The sequence below is a fragment of the Nocardiopsis oceani genome, from assembly GCF_054777395.1.
The window spans coordinates 46,039-62,940 of the sequence record NZ_BAAHAR010000027.1 but is presented as its reverse complement, the minus strand read 5'-3'; the positions used below and the strand labels follow the sequence as shown (position 1 = coordinate 62,940).

The 16,902-nt window shown below is 70.0% G+C and carries 17 protein-coding genes; 7 read left to right on the top strand and 10 right to left on the bottom strand.

Annotated elements, in window-relative coordinates:
• Nucleotides 1–87: 87 nt before the first annotated feature.
• Nucleotides 88–486, top strand: a complete 399-nt coding sequence (locus tag ACYVDG_RS17350; RefSeq protein WP_460753373.1) for a BlaI/MecI/CopY family transcriptional regulator — start codon at nucleotides 88–90, stop codon at nucleotides 484–486.
• Here the strand turns inward: ACYVDG_RS17350 and ACYVDG_RS17345 are convergent.
• Together ACYVDG_RS17345 and ACYVDG_RS17340 are read right to left on the bottom strand one after the other, a co-directional pair.
• A complete protein-coding gene (locus ACYVDG_RS17345) occupies nucleotides 469–1,701 on the bottom strand; it encodes an MFS transporter (RefSeq protein ID WP_460753370.1) in 1,233 nt (410 codons plus the stop codon). The genes ACYVDG_RS17350 and ACYVDG_RS17345 overlap by 18 nt on opposite strands.
• 196 nt (nucleotides 1,702–1,897) lie before the next feature.
• Nucleotides 1,898–2,983 (bottom strand): suppressor of fused domain protein, encoded by a 1,086-nt coding sequence (locus ACYVDG_RS17340; RefSeq protein ID WP_460753365.1) that lies wholly within the window; start codon nucleotides 2,981–2,983, stop codon nucleotides 1,898–1,900.
• Between the two features lie 215 nt (nucleotides 2,984–3,198).
• Between ACYVDG_RS17340 and rlmN the strand changes: the two genes are divergently transcribed.
• Both rlmN and ACYVDG_RS17330 read left to right on the top strand, forming a co-directional pair.
• Nucleotides 3,199–4,296, top strand: coding sequence for a dual-specificity RNA methyltransferase RlmN (gene rlmN / locus ACYVDG_RS17335; RefSeq protein WP_460753362.1), 1,098 nt, complete (start codon nucleotides 3,199–3,201; stop codon nucleotides 4,294–4,296).
• Nucleotides 4,297–4,302: 6 nt separating this feature from the next.
• On the top strand, nucleotides 4,303–4,776 hold the full coding sequence (locus ACYVDG_RS17330) for a hypothetical protein (RefSeq protein WP_460753359.1): 474 nt from the start codon (nucleotides 4,303–4,305) through the stop codon (nucleotides 4,774–4,776).
• Here the strand turns inward: ACYVDG_RS17330 and ACYVDG_RS17325 are convergent.
• The 3 genes from ACYVDG_RS17325 to ACYVDG_RS17315 all read right to left on the bottom strand — a co-directional run bounded on the left by ACYVDG_RS17325 (nucleotide 4,761) and on the right by ACYVDG_RS17315 (nucleotide 7,767).
• On the bottom strand, nucleotides 4,761–5,429 hold the full coding sequence (locus tag ACYVDG_RS17325) for a TetR/AcrR family transcriptional regulator (protein ID WP_460753356.1): 669 nt from the start codon (nucleotides 5,427–5,429) through the stop codon (nucleotides 4,761–4,763). The two genes, ACYVDG_RS17330 and ACYVDG_RS17325, sit on opposite strands and share 16 nt — an antisense overlap.
• A 3-nt stretch (nucleotides 5,430–5,432) precedes the next feature.
• Entirely contained in the window at nucleotides 5,433–6,806 is a 1,374-nt protein-coding gene (locus ACYVDG_RS17320) for an amidohydrolase family protein (protein WP_460753351.1), read from the bottom strand.
• 106 nt (nucleotides 6,807–6,912) lie between these two features.
• Entirely contained in the window at nucleotides 6,913–7,767 is an 855-nt protein-coding gene (locus ACYVDG_RS17315; RefSeq protein WP_460753348.1) for an alpha/beta hydrolase, read from the bottom strand.
• 145 nt (nucleotides 7,768–7,912) lie between these two features.
• Between ACYVDG_RS17315 and ACYVDG_RS17310 the strand changes: the two genes are divergently transcribed.
• Both ACYVDG_RS17310 and ACYVDG_RS17305 read left to right on the top strand, forming a co-directional pair.
• Complete coding sequence (locus ACYVDG_RS17310; RefSeq protein ID WP_460753345.1) at nucleotides 7,913–8,542, top strand: hypothetical protein; 630 nt, start codon at nucleotides 7,913–7,915, stop codon at nucleotides 8,540–8,542.
• A gap of 2 nt (nucleotides 8,543–8,544) precedes the next feature.
• A complete protein-coding gene (locus tag ACYVDG_RS17305) occupies nucleotides 8,545–8,877 on the top strand; it encodes a transcriptional regulator (protein WP_460753342.1) in 333 nt (110 codons plus the stop codon).
• Nucleotides 8,878–8,904: 27 nt separating this feature from the next.
• Here ACYVDG_RS17305 and ACYVDG_RS17300 read toward each other — a convergent pair whose 3' ends face one another.
• Genes ACYVDG_RS17300 through ACYVDG_RS17290 form a run of 3 tightly spaced genes read right to left on the bottom strand, consistent with a single transcriptional unit; the run spans nucleotide 8,905 to nucleotide 12,141 of the window.
• Nucleotides 8,905–10,503: an ABC transporter permease gene (locus ACYVDG_RS17300; protein ID WP_460753338.1), complete on the bottom strand. Its 1,599-nt coding sequence runs from the start codon at nucleotides 10,501–10,503 to the stop codon at nucleotides 8,905–8,907.
• Nucleotides 10,500–11,420, bottom strand: a complete 921-nt coding sequence (locus ACYVDG_RS17295) for an ABC transporter ATP-binding protein (RefSeq protein WP_460753333.1) — start codon at nucleotides 11,418–11,420, stop codon at nucleotides 10,500–10,502. The genes ACYVDG_RS17300 and ACYVDG_RS17295 overlap by 4 nt, the downstream gene beginning before the upstream one ends.
• Before the next feature lie 31 nt (nucleotides 11,421–11,451).
• Nucleotides 11,452–12,141 carry a TetR family transcriptional regulator gene (locus ACYVDG_RS17290; protein ID WP_460753330.1) on the bottom strand — a complete coding sequence of 230 codons (690 nt, stop codon included), beginning with the start codon at nucleotides 12,139–12,141 and terminating at the stop codon, nucleotides 11,452–11,454.
• A 135-nt stretch (nucleotides 12,142–12,276) separates the two neighbouring features.
• Here ACYVDG_RS17290 and ACYVDG_RS17285 point away from each other — a divergent pair, with 135 nt between their 5' ends.
• Nucleotides 12,277–13,089 carry a carbon-nitrogen hydrolase family protein gene (locus tag ACYVDG_RS17285; protein ID WP_460753326.1) on the top strand — a complete coding sequence of 271 codons (813 nt, stop codon included), beginning with the start codon at nucleotides 12,277–12,279 and terminating at the stop codon, nucleotides 13,087–13,089.
• 240 nt (nucleotides 13,090–13,329) lie between these two features.
• Nucleotides 13,330–13,572 carry a hypothetical protein gene (locus ACYVDG_RS17280; RefSeq protein WP_460753321.1) on the top strand — a complete coding sequence of 81 codons (243 nt, stop codon included), beginning with the start codon at nucleotides 13,330–13,332 and terminating at the stop codon, nucleotides 13,570–13,572.
• Between the two features lie 459 nt (nucleotides 13,573–14,031).
• On the opposite strand, the gene ACYVDG_RS17275 is transcribed toward ACYVDG_RS17280, so the two are convergent.
• Nucleotides 14,032–15,540 (bottom strand): CoA-acylating methylmalonate-semialdehyde dehydrogenase, encoded by a 1,509-nt coding sequence (locus ACYVDG_RS17275; RefSeq protein ID WP_460753316.1) that lies wholly within the window; start codon nucleotides 15,538–15,540, stop codon nucleotides 14,032–14,034.
• Nucleotides 15,541–15,576: 36 nt separating this feature from the next.
• Nucleotides 15,577–16,863 (bottom strand): aspartate aminotransferase family protein, encoded by a 1,287-nt coding sequence (locus ACYVDG_RS17270; RefSeq protein WP_460753311.1) that lies wholly within the window; start codon nucleotides 16,861–16,863, stop codon nucleotides 15,577–15,579.
• Between the last annotated feature and the right edge of the window lie 39 nt (nucleotides 16,864–16,902).

Sequence of the window (16,902 nt, the reverse complement as noted above, 5' to 3'; positions counted from 1 at the left end):
GCGCTCTACCCCGTTCGCCCACGTGGACGACCCTCCCCTGCCTACGATCGCCTTACGAACGCCGACGAGATCGGGTGGGGGAGGCCCATGAAGGGGCTGGGGGAACTGGAGGCGGCCATCATGGGCGCGCTGTGGCGCTCTGAGGGTCCGCTCTCCGTGCGTGAGGTCCGCGAGACCATGGTCTACGACCGGGAGATCGCCTACACAACCGTCATGACGGTCGCGAACATCCTCTTCCACAAGGAGATGCTGGACCGCGAGAAGTCCGGCCGCGCCTGGGTCTACTGGCCCCGGGAGAGCCACGCCGAGTACACCGCGCGGATGATGGGCGAAGTCCTCGACACCGGCCCCGACCCCGGCGCCACCCTGCTCCGGTTCGTGGAACGCTTCAGCGACGAGGAGATGGCCCGCCTCCACCACGTGTTCAGCCAGGTGCGCGACCGGCGCGGCACGGGCCGCTCCCACACCTCACCGGCGCCGCAGTGAGCGCACGCTCCGCGTGGAGACCGCCGCCCCGGTCGCCGCGAGCGTCAGCCCCGCCACGATCAGCAGTGCCCGGCCCGGCCCGATCGCCTCGGCCACCGGGCCGATCGCGACTTGCCCCACCGGCATCGCCACGAACGACCCCAGAGCGTCGTAGGAGTACACACGGGAGAGCCGTTCAGGCGGGATGTTCTCCTGCACCGACACCTCCCAGGCCACGCTGAACTGCTCCACCGCCACTCCGCCGACGAACATCGCCGCGAACAGCAGCGGAACCACCGGCGAAGGGGTGGCCAGCACGAAGAACGGCGCGGTCTGGAACGCCACCAGAGCGGTCCCGTAGAACAGGGCGCGCTGGGGCTGCCAACGCGCGGCCAGCACCCCGCCGACCAGCAGCCCGGCGCTGTTGACGGCCATGAGGAGTCCCCACGCGGTCCGCCCGAAGGTCTCGTCGGCGATCCCCGGACCCAGAACGGCGGTCGTGGCCGACCACCCGGCGTTGACCACCATGAACTGCAGCACGATGATCCACACCCACGGCCGGGCCACGAACTCGCCCCACCCGTCCCGCAGGTCGGCCAAGACGCTGCCGCCCGAGGCCGTCACCCCAGAGGTTGTCGGCAGGCGGAGGAAGAGGAAGGCCGCACCGGCTGCGGCGAAGAGCGCGGCCACCGCGGCGATCGCCCATCCGGCACCCGCCAGGCCGACCACCACACCGCCCACGGACATCCCGGCGAACATGCCCATGTGCTTGGCGATGCCCACCAGGGCGTTGGCCTGGCGTAGGAGGCGGAGCGGAACGGTCTGCGGGGTCAGCGCCGCCGCGGCCGGCAGGTTGACCGACGCAGCGGCTCCGTTCACCACACTCAGGAGGACCATCAGGGGCAGGGACGCGGCGCCGGTGAGCAGCGCCAGGGCCAACAGGCCCTGCGACAGCGCGGCCAGCGCACAACCGCCCTGGAGCACCAGTGAGCGCGGCAACCGGTCGGCAATAACCCCGCCCAACAGCAGCAGTGCCACGTTGGCCGCGGAACGCGCGCCCACCACCAAGCCCACCAAGGCCAGTGAACCGGTCACGTCCAACACGGCGAAGGCCAGAGTCACCGAGGCCATGCCGTTCGCGAAGAGCATCAGCACCCGGCCCAGTGCCAGGACCCGGAAGGCCGGGTGCGCCAACGGCGCGGTGATACCGGGACCGGCGTCCCTCGTCCGGGTCACTCCCGAACCTGCCCTGTCATCCCCGCACCCGCCCTCTCGTCCCCGGACCCGCTGTCCCGGTCGAACAGCGACCGAAGCACACTCGCGGATCGGGGGAGGGGGGTCAACACGTTTTCCCCGGGGGAGAGGTCCGCCCACACAGGTGCAGTGGCTCACCCGCACCGGGACAGGGCCGGTTCAGAACCCGGGCCAGGACTCAGGACAGGACCCAGCTGCGGCCCTCCGCCGCCAGCTTCTCCACGAGGGTGGCGCTGTCGTGTTCCTTGGCGAAGAGGTGTTCGGGCCGGGAGATCGGCACGATCCACAACCACCGCACCGGGTCCCCCTGGAAGGTCAGCCCCGAGGTGTCCGGTGGCAGGTGGGCGGGGTCGTTCATCAAGGGGCTGGGGTCCTCCAGCAGCAGAACGGCGCCCGCGCCGCCGCGCATGGAGCGGTCCTCGGGGTTGTCCAGCCACTTGACCGTGTGCCCCGTCCCGAACCAGGTGACCGCCCGCCACGGGAACGCCCCGATCCACCGGAAGATCCGTGCGGCGTGGTGGGCGGGCATGGTCGTCGCCAAGGCCAGTTCCACCCGCGCATGGTGGGAGGTGTCGGCCATGTAGCGGTCCAGGGTGGGCATCCGCTGCCCGCACATGCCCACGGTGGAGAGCACGGTGAAGGGTCTCTCTTCGGTGGGCGGGCGTTCCGAGACCCGCAGCAGCGGCGGGTGCCCGTCGGAGACGTCCCAGTAGTGCCCGGGCTCGCCGATCCGCCGGTTCAGGTGGCTGAGGACGGTCCGCTGCACGCTGCGCCAGGCCCCGGAGGCGCGCCGCCAGTCCCAGTACGCCTCGGCGTGGACCACCCGGGGCCACAACTGGTTCTTGACCGAGTCCAGTTCCCAGGCGTAGGCGCTGTGCCCGATCGCCTCGCGGGCGTATCCGGGAAGGCCGCTGTCGGCCTCGGCCCAACCCGGTATCACCGCGAGCAGGCCCTCCTCGTCCACGAGGGCCACCCCGTCGCCCTCCTCGAACCACACCGCTCGCAGCGTGGCCGGGTCGAAGCGGGGGCGCCCCTGCGGGTGCTTGGTGTAGGCCTCCGGCATCAGCGGGGCCTCGCCCTGGTAGAGGCCGCTCGACTCGCTCTCCCGCGGGGCGCTCTCGTGGTTGGCCAGCCACACCGGGACCCGGATGCGCTCACGGGCGTCCAGCAGGTAGGCGGCCGTGGTGTGGGAGTCACACTCGACGACGACGCGACGACTCTGATACGGACTGATCTCGTCGAGTAGGACGTCGATCCCGGTCACCGGCCCTCCCACGCGCCGACCCTCAAGGCTGTCGTTTTGTCGTTGCACCCGGAACTGTACCCAGTCCGGGCCGTCCGCACAGTAAGTAGAATCGACGGTAGTGCCCTGACAGGCGGAGCAGCACTGAAGCCGCGTATAGGTCGTATAACGACCCGTGCCGTCACATACCTTCCGCGCCGGGCGCAGTCCACCGACTCCACTCCTTACGGATACTTATGCCCGCCGAGCTCACATTCGTCGCACCCCGCCGCGCCAAGCCGCCCCGGCACCTGGCCGACCTCAGCCCCGAAGAGCGGCAGGAGGTCGTGCGGGAACTGGGCGAGAAGCCCTTCCGGGCCAAGCAGATCGCCCAGCACTACTACGGTGCCCTGGAGTCGGACACTGCCAAGATGACCGATCTCCCCGAGGGCTCCCGGGAGAAGCTCGGCGAGGCGCTGCTGCCCACGCTGCTCACCCCGGTCCGGCACATCACCTGCGACAACGGGATGACCCGCAAGACCCTCTGGAAGGCCTTCGACGGGGTCATGTTCGAGTCGGTGCTGATGCGCTACCCCGACCGGGTGACCCTGTGCATCTCCTCTCAGGCCGGCTGCGGCATGAACTGCCCGTTCTGCGCCACCGGCCAGGCCGGGCTGACCCGCAACCTGTCCACCGGCGAGATCGTCGAGCAGGTGGTCGCGAGCGCCCGTGACCTCGACCGCGGCGAGGTCGCCGGGGGACCGGGCCGGATCAGCAACATCGTGTTCATGGGCATGGGTGAGCCCATGGCCAACTACAAGCGGGTGCTGCAGACCTGCCGACAGCTCACCGACCCGGTCCCGGGCGGTCTGGGCATCTCCCAGCGCGGTGTGACCGTCTCCACGGTGGGCCTGGTGCCCGCGATCAACAAGCTCATCGACGAGAAGATGCAGGTCCGCCTGGCCATTTCGCTGCACGCTCCGGACGACGAGCTCCGCGACGAGCTGGTGCCGATCAACACCCGGTGGAAGGTCCAGGAGGTCCTGGACTCCGCTTGGCGCTACGCCGGGACCACCGGCCGCCGCGTGTCCATCGAGTACGCGCTGATCAAGGACATCAACGACCAGGCCTGGCGGGCCGACCTGCTGGGCAAGCTCCTCAAGGGCCACCTGGTGCACGTCAACCTCATCCCGCTCAACCCGACACCGGGATCGAAGTGGACGGCTTCGCGCCCGGAGGACGAGCGGGAGTTCGTGCGGCGGCTCCAGTCGCACGGGGTCTCCGTCACCGTCCGGGACACCCGCGGCCAGGAGATCGACGGCGCCTGCGGACAGCTCGCCGCCGCCGAGAAGTAACCCGGGATGACCGAGACCGCCCTGGCGTTCGTAGTGGCCACCGCGGCCGGGCTGGTCCCGCTCATCAACATCGAGCTGTACCTCGTGGGCGCCGTCGCCGTTCTGGACGACGGCGCCCTCGTCGCGATGGCGGTGGCCGCCGCGGTGGGACAGACCCTCGGCAAGATCCCCTACTACTACGTGGGCCGGGGGACGATCTCCGCGCCGTGGCTCAGGCGCAGGGCCGCCACCCCCGGCAAGTGGTCCGCGCGGGTGGCGGAATGGCGCGCCAAGGCGGAGGCCCGCCCGGTCTGGGGCGCCGGACTGCTGGCGCTGAGCTCCTTCGCGAGCATTCCGCCGTTCATGGTGGTCTCGGTACTCGCCGGTGTGGTCCGGATGAACCTCGCGCTGTTCTGCGCGGTCACCTTCGTCACCCGCGCCGCGCGCTTCCTCATCCTGGTACTGGCGCCCGCCTGGGCCCTGTCCTACCTTCCGGCCTGAGCGGGCCTCCCGGACTCACCGTCGCCTTCGGGCCGACCGGGCTGGGCCTCGCGGCGTTCGGCGCCGCCCACCAGCCGGATCAGCAGCGACCGCAGTTCCCGGATGTGCGCTGCGGCGTCGAACCCGGTCTCGGTGGCGGCGCGCAGGAAGAGCGCGCCGATCAGCGTCTGGATCCAGGTGGCGGTCGCTTCCGCGCCGAGGGCCGGATCGACCCTGCCCTCCTGTGCCGCCCGGGACACGAGGCCGGTCAGGACCTCGAGTTCGGCGGCGCTGTCGGACTCCAGCGCCTCGGCCAGTTCGGGGTCCCGGTGGGCCTGTCGCAACGCCTCCATCACCAGCCCCGCGGCCACGGGACTGGCCGCCGGTGCCGCCAGGTGCTCCACCAGGTCCAGGAGGGCCGTCCACGGGTCGTCGTGGGCGTGCGCGGCGGAGAGTGTGCCGGAGCGGTCGCCGCCCTCATCGGTGAGGATGGCGAGGAAGACCGCGCGCTTGCTCGGGAAGTAGTGGAACAGGGCGCCCGAACTGACCCCGGCGGCTCTGCGGATCTCGGCGGTCGAGGTCCCGTCGAGGCCCCGGGACGCGAACAACGGTGCCGCCGCGTCCATGATGCCGCGGCGTTTGGCCTGGTACTGGATGGGATCGACCTTGCGCACGACTCACCTTTGTACCACCGGGCGGCCGTCGCGGAAGACCGCTACGACTTCCCGGATGGCGGTGATATCGGCCAGCGGGTCTCCGGCGACGGCGATCAGGTCAGCTGCCCGCCCCTCGGCGATCGCACCGATCCGGTCGGTGCCCAGGACCTGGGCGGCCTCCGCGGTCGCGGCCCGCAGTGCCGCGTGCGGCCCCATGCCGCTGTCGGCCAGGAGCTCCAGTTCCCGGTGCAGGCCGGCGCCGAACGAGACACCGGGCACTGCCGCGTCGCTTCCGGCGACGATCCGGCCGCCGGTGTCGTGCAACTCGGCCAGGCGCTCCCGGAGCTTCCGGTGCTCGTCCGGGTCGGTGGCCACCTCGGTGACGGCCAGGGTCGGCGTGATCGGGATGCCGCGCCCGACCAGCTCGTCCAGGAGATTCTCGGGCCACCCGTCCAGGACGCCCCGGACCTCCATGTGCTCGACCCCGTCCACTCCGGCGGCCAGGGCCTCGGCGAGGTCCGGTTCGGAGCCCCAGTGCGCGGTGACGGAGAGGCCGTGTTCGTGCGCCTCGGACACGATGGCCTCGAGGACCTCCGCGGGAAGGGGGTCCAGCTCCAGGTTCGCGGGATCCCCCCGTTCCTGTACCACCTTGACGAGGTCCACCGGGTCGTCACCGGCGGCGAGTGCGCGCACGTCGCTCCGGGCCTCCTCGGCGGTGGCCGGCAGGCGGACCGTGTCGGAGTCGGCCTCCACACCGAAGGTGACGACGGGGTGCCCTCCGGGGGTGGTGAACAGGGGACCCGACGTGTACAGGCGCGGTCCCTCCAGCTCGCCCTCGCGGAGCATCCGGCGCATCTCCATGATCCAAGAGTGGTCGTCACCCAGACCGCGCACCGTCGTCACCCCGTGCTCGAGCAGAGCGCGGCGGGCCGAAGGCGCGTAGCGCATCATCTCGTAGAACACGCCCGGGATGTCGGTCGGCCCGAGCTCCTCATCGGGTTCCTGCTGCGGGAAGCCCAGGTGCACGTGGAGGTCGATCAGGCCCGGCAGGAGCGTATGACCGCTCAGGTCCACGATCTCGGTGTCCTCCGTCAGTACCACGTCGTCGTCGGCGGCGACCTCAGCGATAACACCGTCCTCGACGACCACCGTCGTGCCCTCGCGGGGTTCCAGGTCCTCCCCGGTGAGTACTGTGGCGCCGGTCAGGGCGAACCGGCCCCGCTGCGGGTCCTCCCGCGGTCGGTACATCGTGGCGAGGAAGTGGCCCACACCCCCGGCGCCGACGAGGACCCCCAGGCCGCCCAGCACCAGCAGCCCGCGCAGGAACCGCCGCCGCGTACTCCTCTTCCCCCGGCCGCCCTGGCCCTGCTCCGTCGTGCCGTCCGTTCGGCTCATGGACCTTCCCCGAACCCGTTCATTAATAGACCGATTGATCTGTTTATATCAGCAGCCACAACCTCCCAGGGATGTGCGGGTGGACGGTTCGGGGTTCCTGCCGGAGTCAGATCGCTTCGTCGGCCAGGCGGTCCACGGCAGCGACGACCTCGGAGCCGTGGATGGTGTCGGGGTCGTTGTGGCCCCCGCCGGGCAGGTCGATCGTCTCGAACAGGTTCGCGCTGGCCTCGGCCACCGCCTGGCTCTGGTCAGGGGGAACAACGGTGTCGGCGTCGCCGACGACCACGCTGGTGGGCCGGTCGATCTCGGCGACCCGATCGGCCACCGGGTACTCGTCCCGGAGGATCAGGCGCACGGGGACGATCGGGTAGTGGTAGCTGCCCATGTCCGCCAGGGAGCTGAACGGGGAGCGCAGGAACAGCGCGCCGGGCGGCCGTTCCGCCGCGAGGTTGGCGGCCACGCCCGCGCCCAGGCTCTCGCCGAAGTACACGGTGTCCTCCGCCTCGAACCCCCGCTCGGCCAGGGCGTCCGAAGCGGCGCGCGCGTCGGCTGTCAGGCCTTCTTCGGAGGGGCTTCCTGGGTTTCCGCCGTAGCTCCGGTAGTCGAAGACCAGCACCGAGAAACCCTCCGCGGCCAAGGCGCGCGCCAAGGGGGCGCGGCTCTCCCGGTTGCCCGCGTTGCCGTTGGTCACCAGGACGGCGGTCTCCCGGTCCTCGCCTTCGGCGGGGACGAACCAGGCGCCGAGATCCAGGCCGTCGTCGGTGTGCAGGCGCACGTCCTCGGCGCCTTGGATGACTTCTTCGGCGGGCGGCGGCTCGCCGCCCATGGGCAGGTAGATGACCGACCTCTGCAAGGCCCACAAGAGTCCCATCAGCACCACGAGTACGAGGGCGACGACGGCGGCCACGGTCAGGACGCGCCGGGTCCGGCGCGGCCGGGTGCGGCCCTCCGCCACGGACATGGGTTCCCCTTTCGTGTCGACTGGAGATCGGGTTCCCGTGCGGGCTACCCGATCCCGGGTAGAACATCCTTCTGGTTTGCATTGCAAACCGAAACCTCGGCGCCTACGGTGGAGAAAAGGTTTGCACTACAAACCGGAGGTTCGGATGACCACCCCCCAGGACTTGGAGCGGCTCGAACGGATCCGCCACGTCACCGCCAACTACCGCGACTACCAGGGGCTCCAACAGATCCCGGCGGCGCTCTTCGTGCTGGGCCTGCTGCTCGTCCGCGACGGGGAGGCGGGATGGCTGTTGATCAGTCTGCCCGCCTTCATGGTCCTGAGCGCCCTGGTCCGCGGGTACTACCGCCGACGGTTCGGCCGCGTCCAAGCGCTCTTCAGCCCCGGCCGGACCGCCGTGTACATGTTCGTGCCCGTAGGTTTCATCGTGTTCATCCTGGTCGCGGCCAACCTGAGCGCCGCCTACGGCTGGAGCTACGGACCACTGGGGGTTGCTGGCCTCGTGTTCGCGATCTCCTTCGTCGCGCTCGCCTACACCCACTGGCGGATGCGGGCGCACTACCTGGTCGCGGGGGCCGTCATCGGCCTGGCGAGCCTGCTGCCCCTGGGGATGCTCATGCCCTCGGGTGTCCACCCGCTCAGCTTCGCCGCCACCGAGTCGCTCCTGGTCACTTTCGCTGCCGTACTCTGCATCGGGGGACTGCTCGACCACCGCACACTGGTGCGCACCCTCCCGCCGGTGACGGAGACGGCGCAACAGAACGGAACGGACTGAGCATGGGCACGCCCTTCGAGGACATGGCGGAGATCGACCGCCTGGTCCACGATCCCTCGCGGCTGGCGATCTCCAGCGCCCTCCTCTCCTGTGAGAGCGCGGACTTCCTCTTCCTCCAGCGTCTCACCGGGCTGTCCAAGGGCAACCTGTCCAGCCACCTGTCCAAACTGGAGCGGGGCGGGGTCGTCCGGGTCGAGAAGACCTCGGGCGGTCGGCCCAGGACCGTTGTCAGCCTCACCGACGCGGGCCGCAACACGGTGTCCGAGCACTGGGACCGGCTCGTGCGGCTGCGCAACGCCGCCGAACAGTGGACCAACCCCGAGCCCCCTGGGTAGGGGCCTGGGGCGGTCCGCCCGCTGCGCTCAGGCCGTGGTGAGGTCGCGTCGGCGGAACCCGATGAGGGCCACCGCCGCCGCCACCAGGACCGCACCCGCGTAGACCAGGAACGGGACGGCCTCGAAATCGTCCATCGGCGGTGCCGCCAGGATCTCGAACGCGCTCGCGTCCATCGCCTGGTCGGGCAGCCCGACCAGGGCACCCAGTACCGTCGCCAGGATGCTGTACCCCAGCCACGCCCAGACCAGCGGGACCGCCCTGGGAACGGCCCCCGACAGGAGCGCGGCCAGCGCGCCGAAAGCCAGGGCGGCCGGGATCTGGGTCAGAGAGGCCTCGACCATGGTGCCCGCCCAGGACGCGTCGTCCAGGGACGCCGCGGCGGCCAGGCCCAAGCCCGCACCGCCGACCACCACGATCAAGGTCGTGGCCAAGGCGGCGACCAGAAGGGCCGAACCGAACCAGCGGGTCCGGCCCACGGCGGTGGCCAGGACCGCCTCCGCACGCCCGGAGGTCTCCTCGGTACGGGCCCGCAGCACCGACAGCGCACCGTAGGCCGCCCCCACCATGGTGACGTAGACGCCCATGGTGCCCAGGAACCCGCCTACGAGGTCGTCCGCGTCGTCGCCGATGACGGCCGCGAGCTCCGGGTTGGTGTCGATCATCGCCTCGACTTCGGTGGCCAGGCTGCCGAAGGACAGGGCGAAGAGGAACACGGCCGCCGTCCAGGCGAGCACGGCCCCGCGCTGCTGGTGCAGGTGCAGGGCGAACGTTCCCGAGAGCAGACGGCCCGCGTCGGCCGGTCCGGGCCGGGTGGCCACGAGTCCGGCGCCCAGGTCGCGGCGGGCCGCCAGAGCGAAGGCCACCGTGAACAGCACCGCGACCACCGCCGGGTAGAGGGCCAGCGGCGCCCACGAGAGTTGGTCGAAGGGCCGGGCCTGCTGGACCCAGGCGAACGGCGAAAGCCAGGAGAGCGCATTGCCGCCCGGCTCGGAGATGTCGCCCACCACCCGGCACATGAAGAGCACTCCCACCGCGAGGAAGGCCAAGCCGGCGGCGGAGCGTCCGTGCTCGGACACCTGGGCACCTACTGCGGCCAGCGCCCCGAAGGTGATCCCGGCCAGCGCCAGCCCCAAGCCGTAGGCGAGGGAGTCGGCCGCGGGCAGATCGAAGGCGGTCATCGACAGCGCGATGAGGGCGCCGATCGCCAGGTTGGCCAGGGCGACCGTGACCAGTGCCGCGGCCATCTGGGCACCGGACCCCAGGACGCTGGCGCGCAGGAGCTCCGAGCGGCCGCTCTCCTCCTCGGCCCGGGTGTGCCGGACCACGTGCAGGACGCTCATCACCGCCAAAGCGATGAGTAAGGTCATGGTCAGCTCGTTGACCAGCATCGGGCCGAGCGTGTAGTCGTCGAGCCCGTATCCGGGGCCCCCGAAGACGATGCCGGTCGGGGAGTCCATGAGGGCGGCTCTGCCCTGGCGCTCGGCTTCCGTGGCGAACATGTCGTCCAGGGCCGGGACGCTCGCCGCGGTGAGCCCGGCCAGGGCGAGGACCCACAGTGACAGCCGCAGGCGGTCTCGGAGCAGGACGAAGCGGATAAGCGCCCTGGTGCCGGTGAACACGCTCATGACGACCCGCCTCCTTCGGAAGCGACCAGCTCCTCGCCGTAGTGGCGCATGAACAGCTCCTCCAACGACGGCGGGTTGCTGATCAGGGAGCGCACACCAAGCGCGGTGACCTCACTCATCACCGGGCCCAACCGGGCGTTGTCCACGGAGAAAGCCACTCGGCCGCCGTCGACCTCGAGGTCGTGCACGCCCGCCAAACGAGCCAAGGTCTGGGGATCACCGTCGACCGTGGCGTGCACCGCCGAACGCGTGAGGTGGCGTAGGTCGGCCAGAGTGCCGGACTCCACGGTGCGGCCCTGGCGGATGATGGTGACGGTGTCGCACAGCTTCTCGACCTCGGACAGGATGTGGCTGGACAGCAGTACCGTCCGGCCCGCGTCCTTGGCCTCTTGGACGCACTCGGTGAAGACCGCCTCCATGAGAGGGTCCAGCCCAGAGGTGGGTTCGTCGAGGATGAGCAGTTCGGCGGTGGAGGCCAGCGCCGCCACCAAGGCCACCTTCTGCCGGTTGCCCTTCGAGTAGGTGCGCGCCCTCTTGGTGGGATCGAGCTCGAAGCGCTCCAGGAACTCCCGCTTCCGCGCGGTGTCGATCCCGCCGCGCAGCCGCCCGAGCAGGTCGATGGCCTGGCCGCCGGTCAGGTTGGGCCACAGGGTGACGTCCCCGGGCACGTAGGCCAGGCGCCGGTGCAGGGCGACCGCGTCCTTCCACGGGTCGCCGCCGAGCAGCTGAGCCATGCCTCGGTCGGCGCGCAGGAGGCCGAGCAGGACCCGGATGGTCGTCGACTTGCCCGACCCGTTGGGGCCGAGGAATCCCGCCACCTGCCCGGTCTTCACGGTCAGTTCGAGGCGGTCGAGGGCCTTGAAGCGGCCGAAGGACTTGTCGAGGCCTCGGACCTCGATTGCTGGTGACGGGGACATCGGAATCTCCTCGCGGTGTTCGGAACGGGACTCAGGTGTCTGTCGAGGTGTCCGGGGCTGGAGGGGCGCCAGGGGCGGACGGGTCTGTGCTGGGGGTTTCCAGGTGTTCGAGGTAGCCCTCGAAGATCGAGCGGTCGGCGAGGAGGGGCTCGCTGTACATCTCCAGGGCCGGGAGCATGTAGGCCGCCGTCCACTCCCGGAACACCGCGCCGAAGTCGATGTCGGGCCCCCGGTGGTGGAGGTTGACGTGCAGCAGGAGTGAGCCGAGCGCGGTCGAGGTGGCGAAGCGGGCCCGCGCGGCGGGGTCCCGGCTGGGGTTCATGGTGCCCGCCTCCACCCCGAGGGCGAGGTAGCGCTCCGCGTCCTCTGCCAGGTCGTCGAAGAAGGCGGAGGCCAGAGGGCCGCCCGCTCGGAGGGCGTTCAGCAGGTAACCGAGCAGGGGGGCGTACCGGTCGATCTCGGCGAGCTGGCGCAGGAAGAGCTGGGAGTCCGCGTTCAGCGCCGACTCACTCTTGATCTCCGTGATCACCTGCCGGACGTGCTCGTCGCAGACCTCGCGCAGCCGCTCCTTGGACCCGAAGTGGTGGATCACCAGACCGGGGGAGACCCCGGCGTACTCGGCGATGACGCGTACGGAGACATCGAATCCGCGCTGTCCGAAGCATGTGACGGCGGCGTCCCGGATGCGGGCACGTGCGGTCAGATCCGAAGCTGAACTCATGTTCAATAGATTAAACACATGTTTAGTCCTTGGCAAGGGGCTTGCGGGCCCGGGCATACACTCGGGGCACGTTTTGGGACGCCGGGACGGGGTGCCGGAAGCGGCGCCGATCCGATGTCAAGAGGGGGAAGTTCGATGGTGCAGGTCGCGGTAGCCCAGTTCGCGCCGGGCCAGGACAAGGCCGAGAACCAGCGCTCGGTGGCGGAGCTGACCGCCCGGGCAGCAGCCGAGGGGGCGCGGGTCGTCCTGCTGCCCGAGTACACGATGTTCACGGCGCCGCGCACGGACCACCGCTATGTCGAGGCCGCCGAGCCGTTGGACGGCCCCTTCCTGGCCGACGCCGCGGACACCGCCCGCCGTGAGGGTGTGTACCTCGTGCTCGGGGTGAACGAGTCCGAGGGCGAGGGCGCCACCCACTTCACGAACACCCTGGTCGCGCTCTCCCCGGAGGGCAAGCGGGTCGCGCTCTACCGCAAGATCCACCTCTACGACGCCTTCGGGGTGAAGGAGTCGGACGTGGTCGCCCCAGGGCCGATCGAAGTGCCGGAGACCTTCACCGTCGACGACGTCGTGTTCGGCCTGCAGACCTGTTATGACCTGCGCTTCCCCGAGGTGACCCGGCGTATCGCCGATGCGGGCGCGCACGTGCTGCTCCTCGCCGCGCAGTGGGTCCCCGGCCCGCTGAAGGAGGACCACTGGCGCACCCTCGCCCGGGCGCGCGCCATCGAGAACACGGTCTACGTGGCTGCCGCCGGGCAGTCGGCGCCCACGGGGGCGGGCAACAGCATGGTGGTCGACCCGATGGGAACGGCGCTCGCGTCGCTGGGGGAGCAGACCTTCGAGGTCGCCTCGGCCCGGGTTTCGGCCGAGCGGGTCGACGCGGTCCGGGTCACCAATCCCGCACTGTCACTGCGCCGTTTCGGGGTCTCCGCGCCAGCCGAGGACTGAGTCCCGGCCGCGCTCTGGCTCGTATATATCCGGCGCTTCGCATGAAAATCCGGCCAGGGGCCGGGGTCTTCCCAGGGTTGGTCACTTAGGGTTATGATTTCCCTGCACGGAGTGATTTAGATCGGTCCGGGCCCTTCCAGGCGCCGAGAGCTTCTGATTCAATTAAGAGCCGGTAACTATCGGCCCGCCAGACTGTCCTAAACCACGGGGGGAGCAGGGACATTGCGCGGAACGAGCACGATGTGCAAACCAGACACGACGCCTGACGCGACATCCGAGATCTACGTCTACGAACCGACCTGGCTGAGCGGGGCGCAGCGCATGGGGGATGCCTGCGTCGTCTGCCACGCCAAGTGGCCCCGGCCCCGCCGGACCCTGGGGGAACTGCCGGACGGAAGTCACGTGTACGGATGTGACGAGTGCGCGGGGATCATCGGCCAGGCTCCGGTTTCCGACGGTGAGCCGCTGATCGCGGCGCGCTAGGGCGTGTTCGGTGGATGCTGCCCGTCGCGAGCGGTGCATCCAGTGGTGCTGGCACAAGGCCGAAGAAGGAGTCAGCCCGGGTTTGGCTGTCGACTGATGAGAACGCAGTGACAGTGCCGCTGGGGCGACGCGCAGCAGGGTATGTGTCCGCCGAGCATGCCCTAGGCGCTAGATGGTGGATGGGGGTTCTTTTGGAGCCCCATCCACCATGTGGCCGCTGTCGGTCGAACGGTCGCGCTCCGGGTCCGGGGGGAGTCATCGGACCCGGAGCGCTTCCGCTGACGCGCCCGCTTCCATGGGGAGGAGGGGAAATGAGCGCGTCTTTCCAGGATGGTCTCTCACGACATACGTGGCCTGCGGCCACACCCGGTAAGGGGTGTCGATGAACAACGATACTCCGTGTTGCCCGCTGTAGACCGTCAGTGAGAGACATTCGTCCGTTATTTCGGTGAACTCCCGTTAGCCGTTGGTCGGGAAACCCAGGTTGACGCCGCCCTCGGGGCGCCTGCTCGGGTCGGTCCAACGGGCGGTGACCGCCTTCGTCCGGGTGTAGAAGTGAACACCCTCCGTGCCGTGGGCGTGCGAGTCACCGAACAGGGACTGCTTCCACCCACCGAACGAGTAGTAGGCCATAGGTACCGGAATGGGCACGTTGATGCCCACCATGCCCACCTCGATCTCGTTCTGGAAGCGCCGTGCCGCGCCGCCGTCGTTGGTGAAGATCGCGGTCCCGTTGCCGTACGGGTTGTCGTTGACGAGCTTCACGGCCTCGTCGTAGTCGCCGACGCGGACCACGCTCAGCACCGGGCCGAAGATCTCCTCGCGGTAGCAGGACATGTCCGGGCCGACGTGGTCCAGCACGGAGGGGCCCAACCAGAAACCGTCCGAGGTGCCGCCCAGAACCGGGTGGACCCGACCGTCGATCGCCAGGGTGGCCCCCTCGCGTACCCCGGACTCCAAGTACGAGGCGACCTTGTCCCGGTGCTCGCGGGTGACGAGCGGACCCATCTCGCTGCGGTCGTCGTCACCGGGGCCGACCTTCAGCCGCGCCACGCGCTCGCCGATGCGCTCCATGAGGTCGTCGGCGACCGAGTCCACGACCGCGACCGCCGAGATGGCCATGCACCGCTCGCCCGCGGACCCGAACCCCGCGGAGACCGCGGAGTCCGCGGCCAGGTCCAGGTCGGCGTCGGGCAGGACCACCATGTGGTTCTTGGCTCCGCCCAGCGCCTGCACGCGCTTACCGTGCTCGGCCGCGGTCCGGTAGATGTACCGCGCGATCGGTGTGGAGCCCACGAAACTGACCCCGGACACGTCCGGGTGCTCCAGGATGGCGTCCACCGCGGCCTTGTCACCGTGCACCACGTTGAAGACGCCGTCGGGCAGCCCGGCCTCGGCCCACAGCTCGGCCAAGAGCACCGCCGCGGAGGGGTCCTTCTCGCTGGGCTTCAGCACGAACGTGTTGCCGCAGGCGATCGCCACCGGGAACATCCACATCGGGACCATCGCCGGAAAATTGAACGGTGTGATGCCGCTGACCACGCCCAACGGCTGCAGGATCGAGTAGGAGTCCACCCCTGTGGACACGTTCTCGGAGAAGCCGCCCTTGAGCAGGTGGGGGATGCCGCAGGCGAAGTCCACGACCTCCAGGCCCCGGGCCACCTCGCCCTGGGCGTCGGAGAAGACCTTGCCGTGCTCGGCGCTGACCAGCGCAGCCAGACGGTCGCTGTTGGCGCGCAGGAGCTCACGGAACCGGAACAGCGTCTGCACGCGCTTGGACAGCGGGGTGTCCCGCCAGCCCGGGAAAGCCTCTCTGGCGGCGGCCACCGCGGCGTCGACCTCCTCCGCCCCCGCGAGGTCCACCGTGCCGGAGACCTGGCCTGACGCCGGGTTGAAGATGTCCCCGCTCCGTTTGGCGGGGCCTTCGTGGGCGCCGCCGCCGATCCAGTGTTTGACGTGCTTGCTCATAACTTCCTCTTCCTCGTCTAGACCGTCACAGAGTGCTCAGGCCTCAGCGGCGATCGCGCGCACCGCGTCCAGCAGCACATCGCGGCCCTCAGCGGCCTCGTCGGTGGACAGCGTCAAGGGAGGGGCCATCCGAAGCACGTTGCCGTGCACGCCGCCCTTGCCCACCAGCAGGCCGCGCTCACGGGTCGCCTCCAGGACCTTTCCGGCCAGCGGCGAAGAGGGCGCGCCGGTCTCCGGGTCGACCATCTCGATCGCGAACATCAGGCCCTTGCCGCGGACGTCGTTCACGCACGGCAGCTCGCGCAGCGCACGCAGCCCCTCGATGATCGTGCCGCCCTGGCGCAGCGCGTTGCCCTGGAGGTCGTGCTCCAACACGTAGTCGAGGGTCGCCCCGGCCGCGGCCATAGACACGGGGTTGCCGCCGAACGTGGCCACCCCCAGGGCCTTCAGCCCGTCCATCAGGTCACCGCGGGCCACCACACCGCCCACCGCGAAGCCGTTGCCGAGGCCCTTCGCGAAGGTCAGTGCGTCGGGGGTCACCCCGTGGTTGCCGATCCCGAAGAAGCTCGTCCCGGTGCGGCCCCACCCGGTCTGTACCTCGTCCGTGATGAACAGGATCCCGTGCTCGTCGAGAACGTCCTTGTACGCCGCGTAAAGGCCGTCCGGCGGCATGGCGAACCCCCCCACGCCCTGGACCGGCTCGGCGATCAGGCATGCCACGTTGGGCGCGGTGGTGTCGAGCACGTCGCGCAGATCGGCCACGCAGGCGTCGATGTACTCCTGCTCGCTCATGCTCCGGAAGGCAGGGGCCGCATGGTCGGTCCCGTGGAGGTAGTGCACGTTGAGCGGCGACAGCGAGGAGTTCTTCCACGACCTGTTGCCGGTCACGGCCACGGTGCCGAAGGAGCGGCCGTGATAGCTGCCGCGCACCGCCAGGACCTCGTCGCTGCCGCGCGCGTGCGTGGCGAGCAGCAGCGCGGTCTCGTTGGCCTCGGTCCCGGAGTTGGTGAAGAACACCTTGGCGTCGGGGATGCCGGACAGGCGGGCGATCTTCTCGGCCAGCTCCACTTGGGAACGGATGAGGTACAGCGTGGAGGTGTGCACGACGCCCTTGGCGATCTGGCGCTCCACCGCCTCACGGACCTCGGCGACGTCGTAGCCGAGCATGTTGGTCACGATGCCGGTGAAGAAGTCCAGATAGGTGCGGCCTTCGGCGTCCGTGACCCGGGCGCCCTTCCCGCTGACGATCTCCATCGGTGACTCGTAGTACAGGGGCAACCAGGAGGGCATGACCGCGCGATGGCGCGAGAGAAGTTCCGACATGACCCCAGTCTCCCCAGGGGCGGGAAGCTTGGCCAGGAC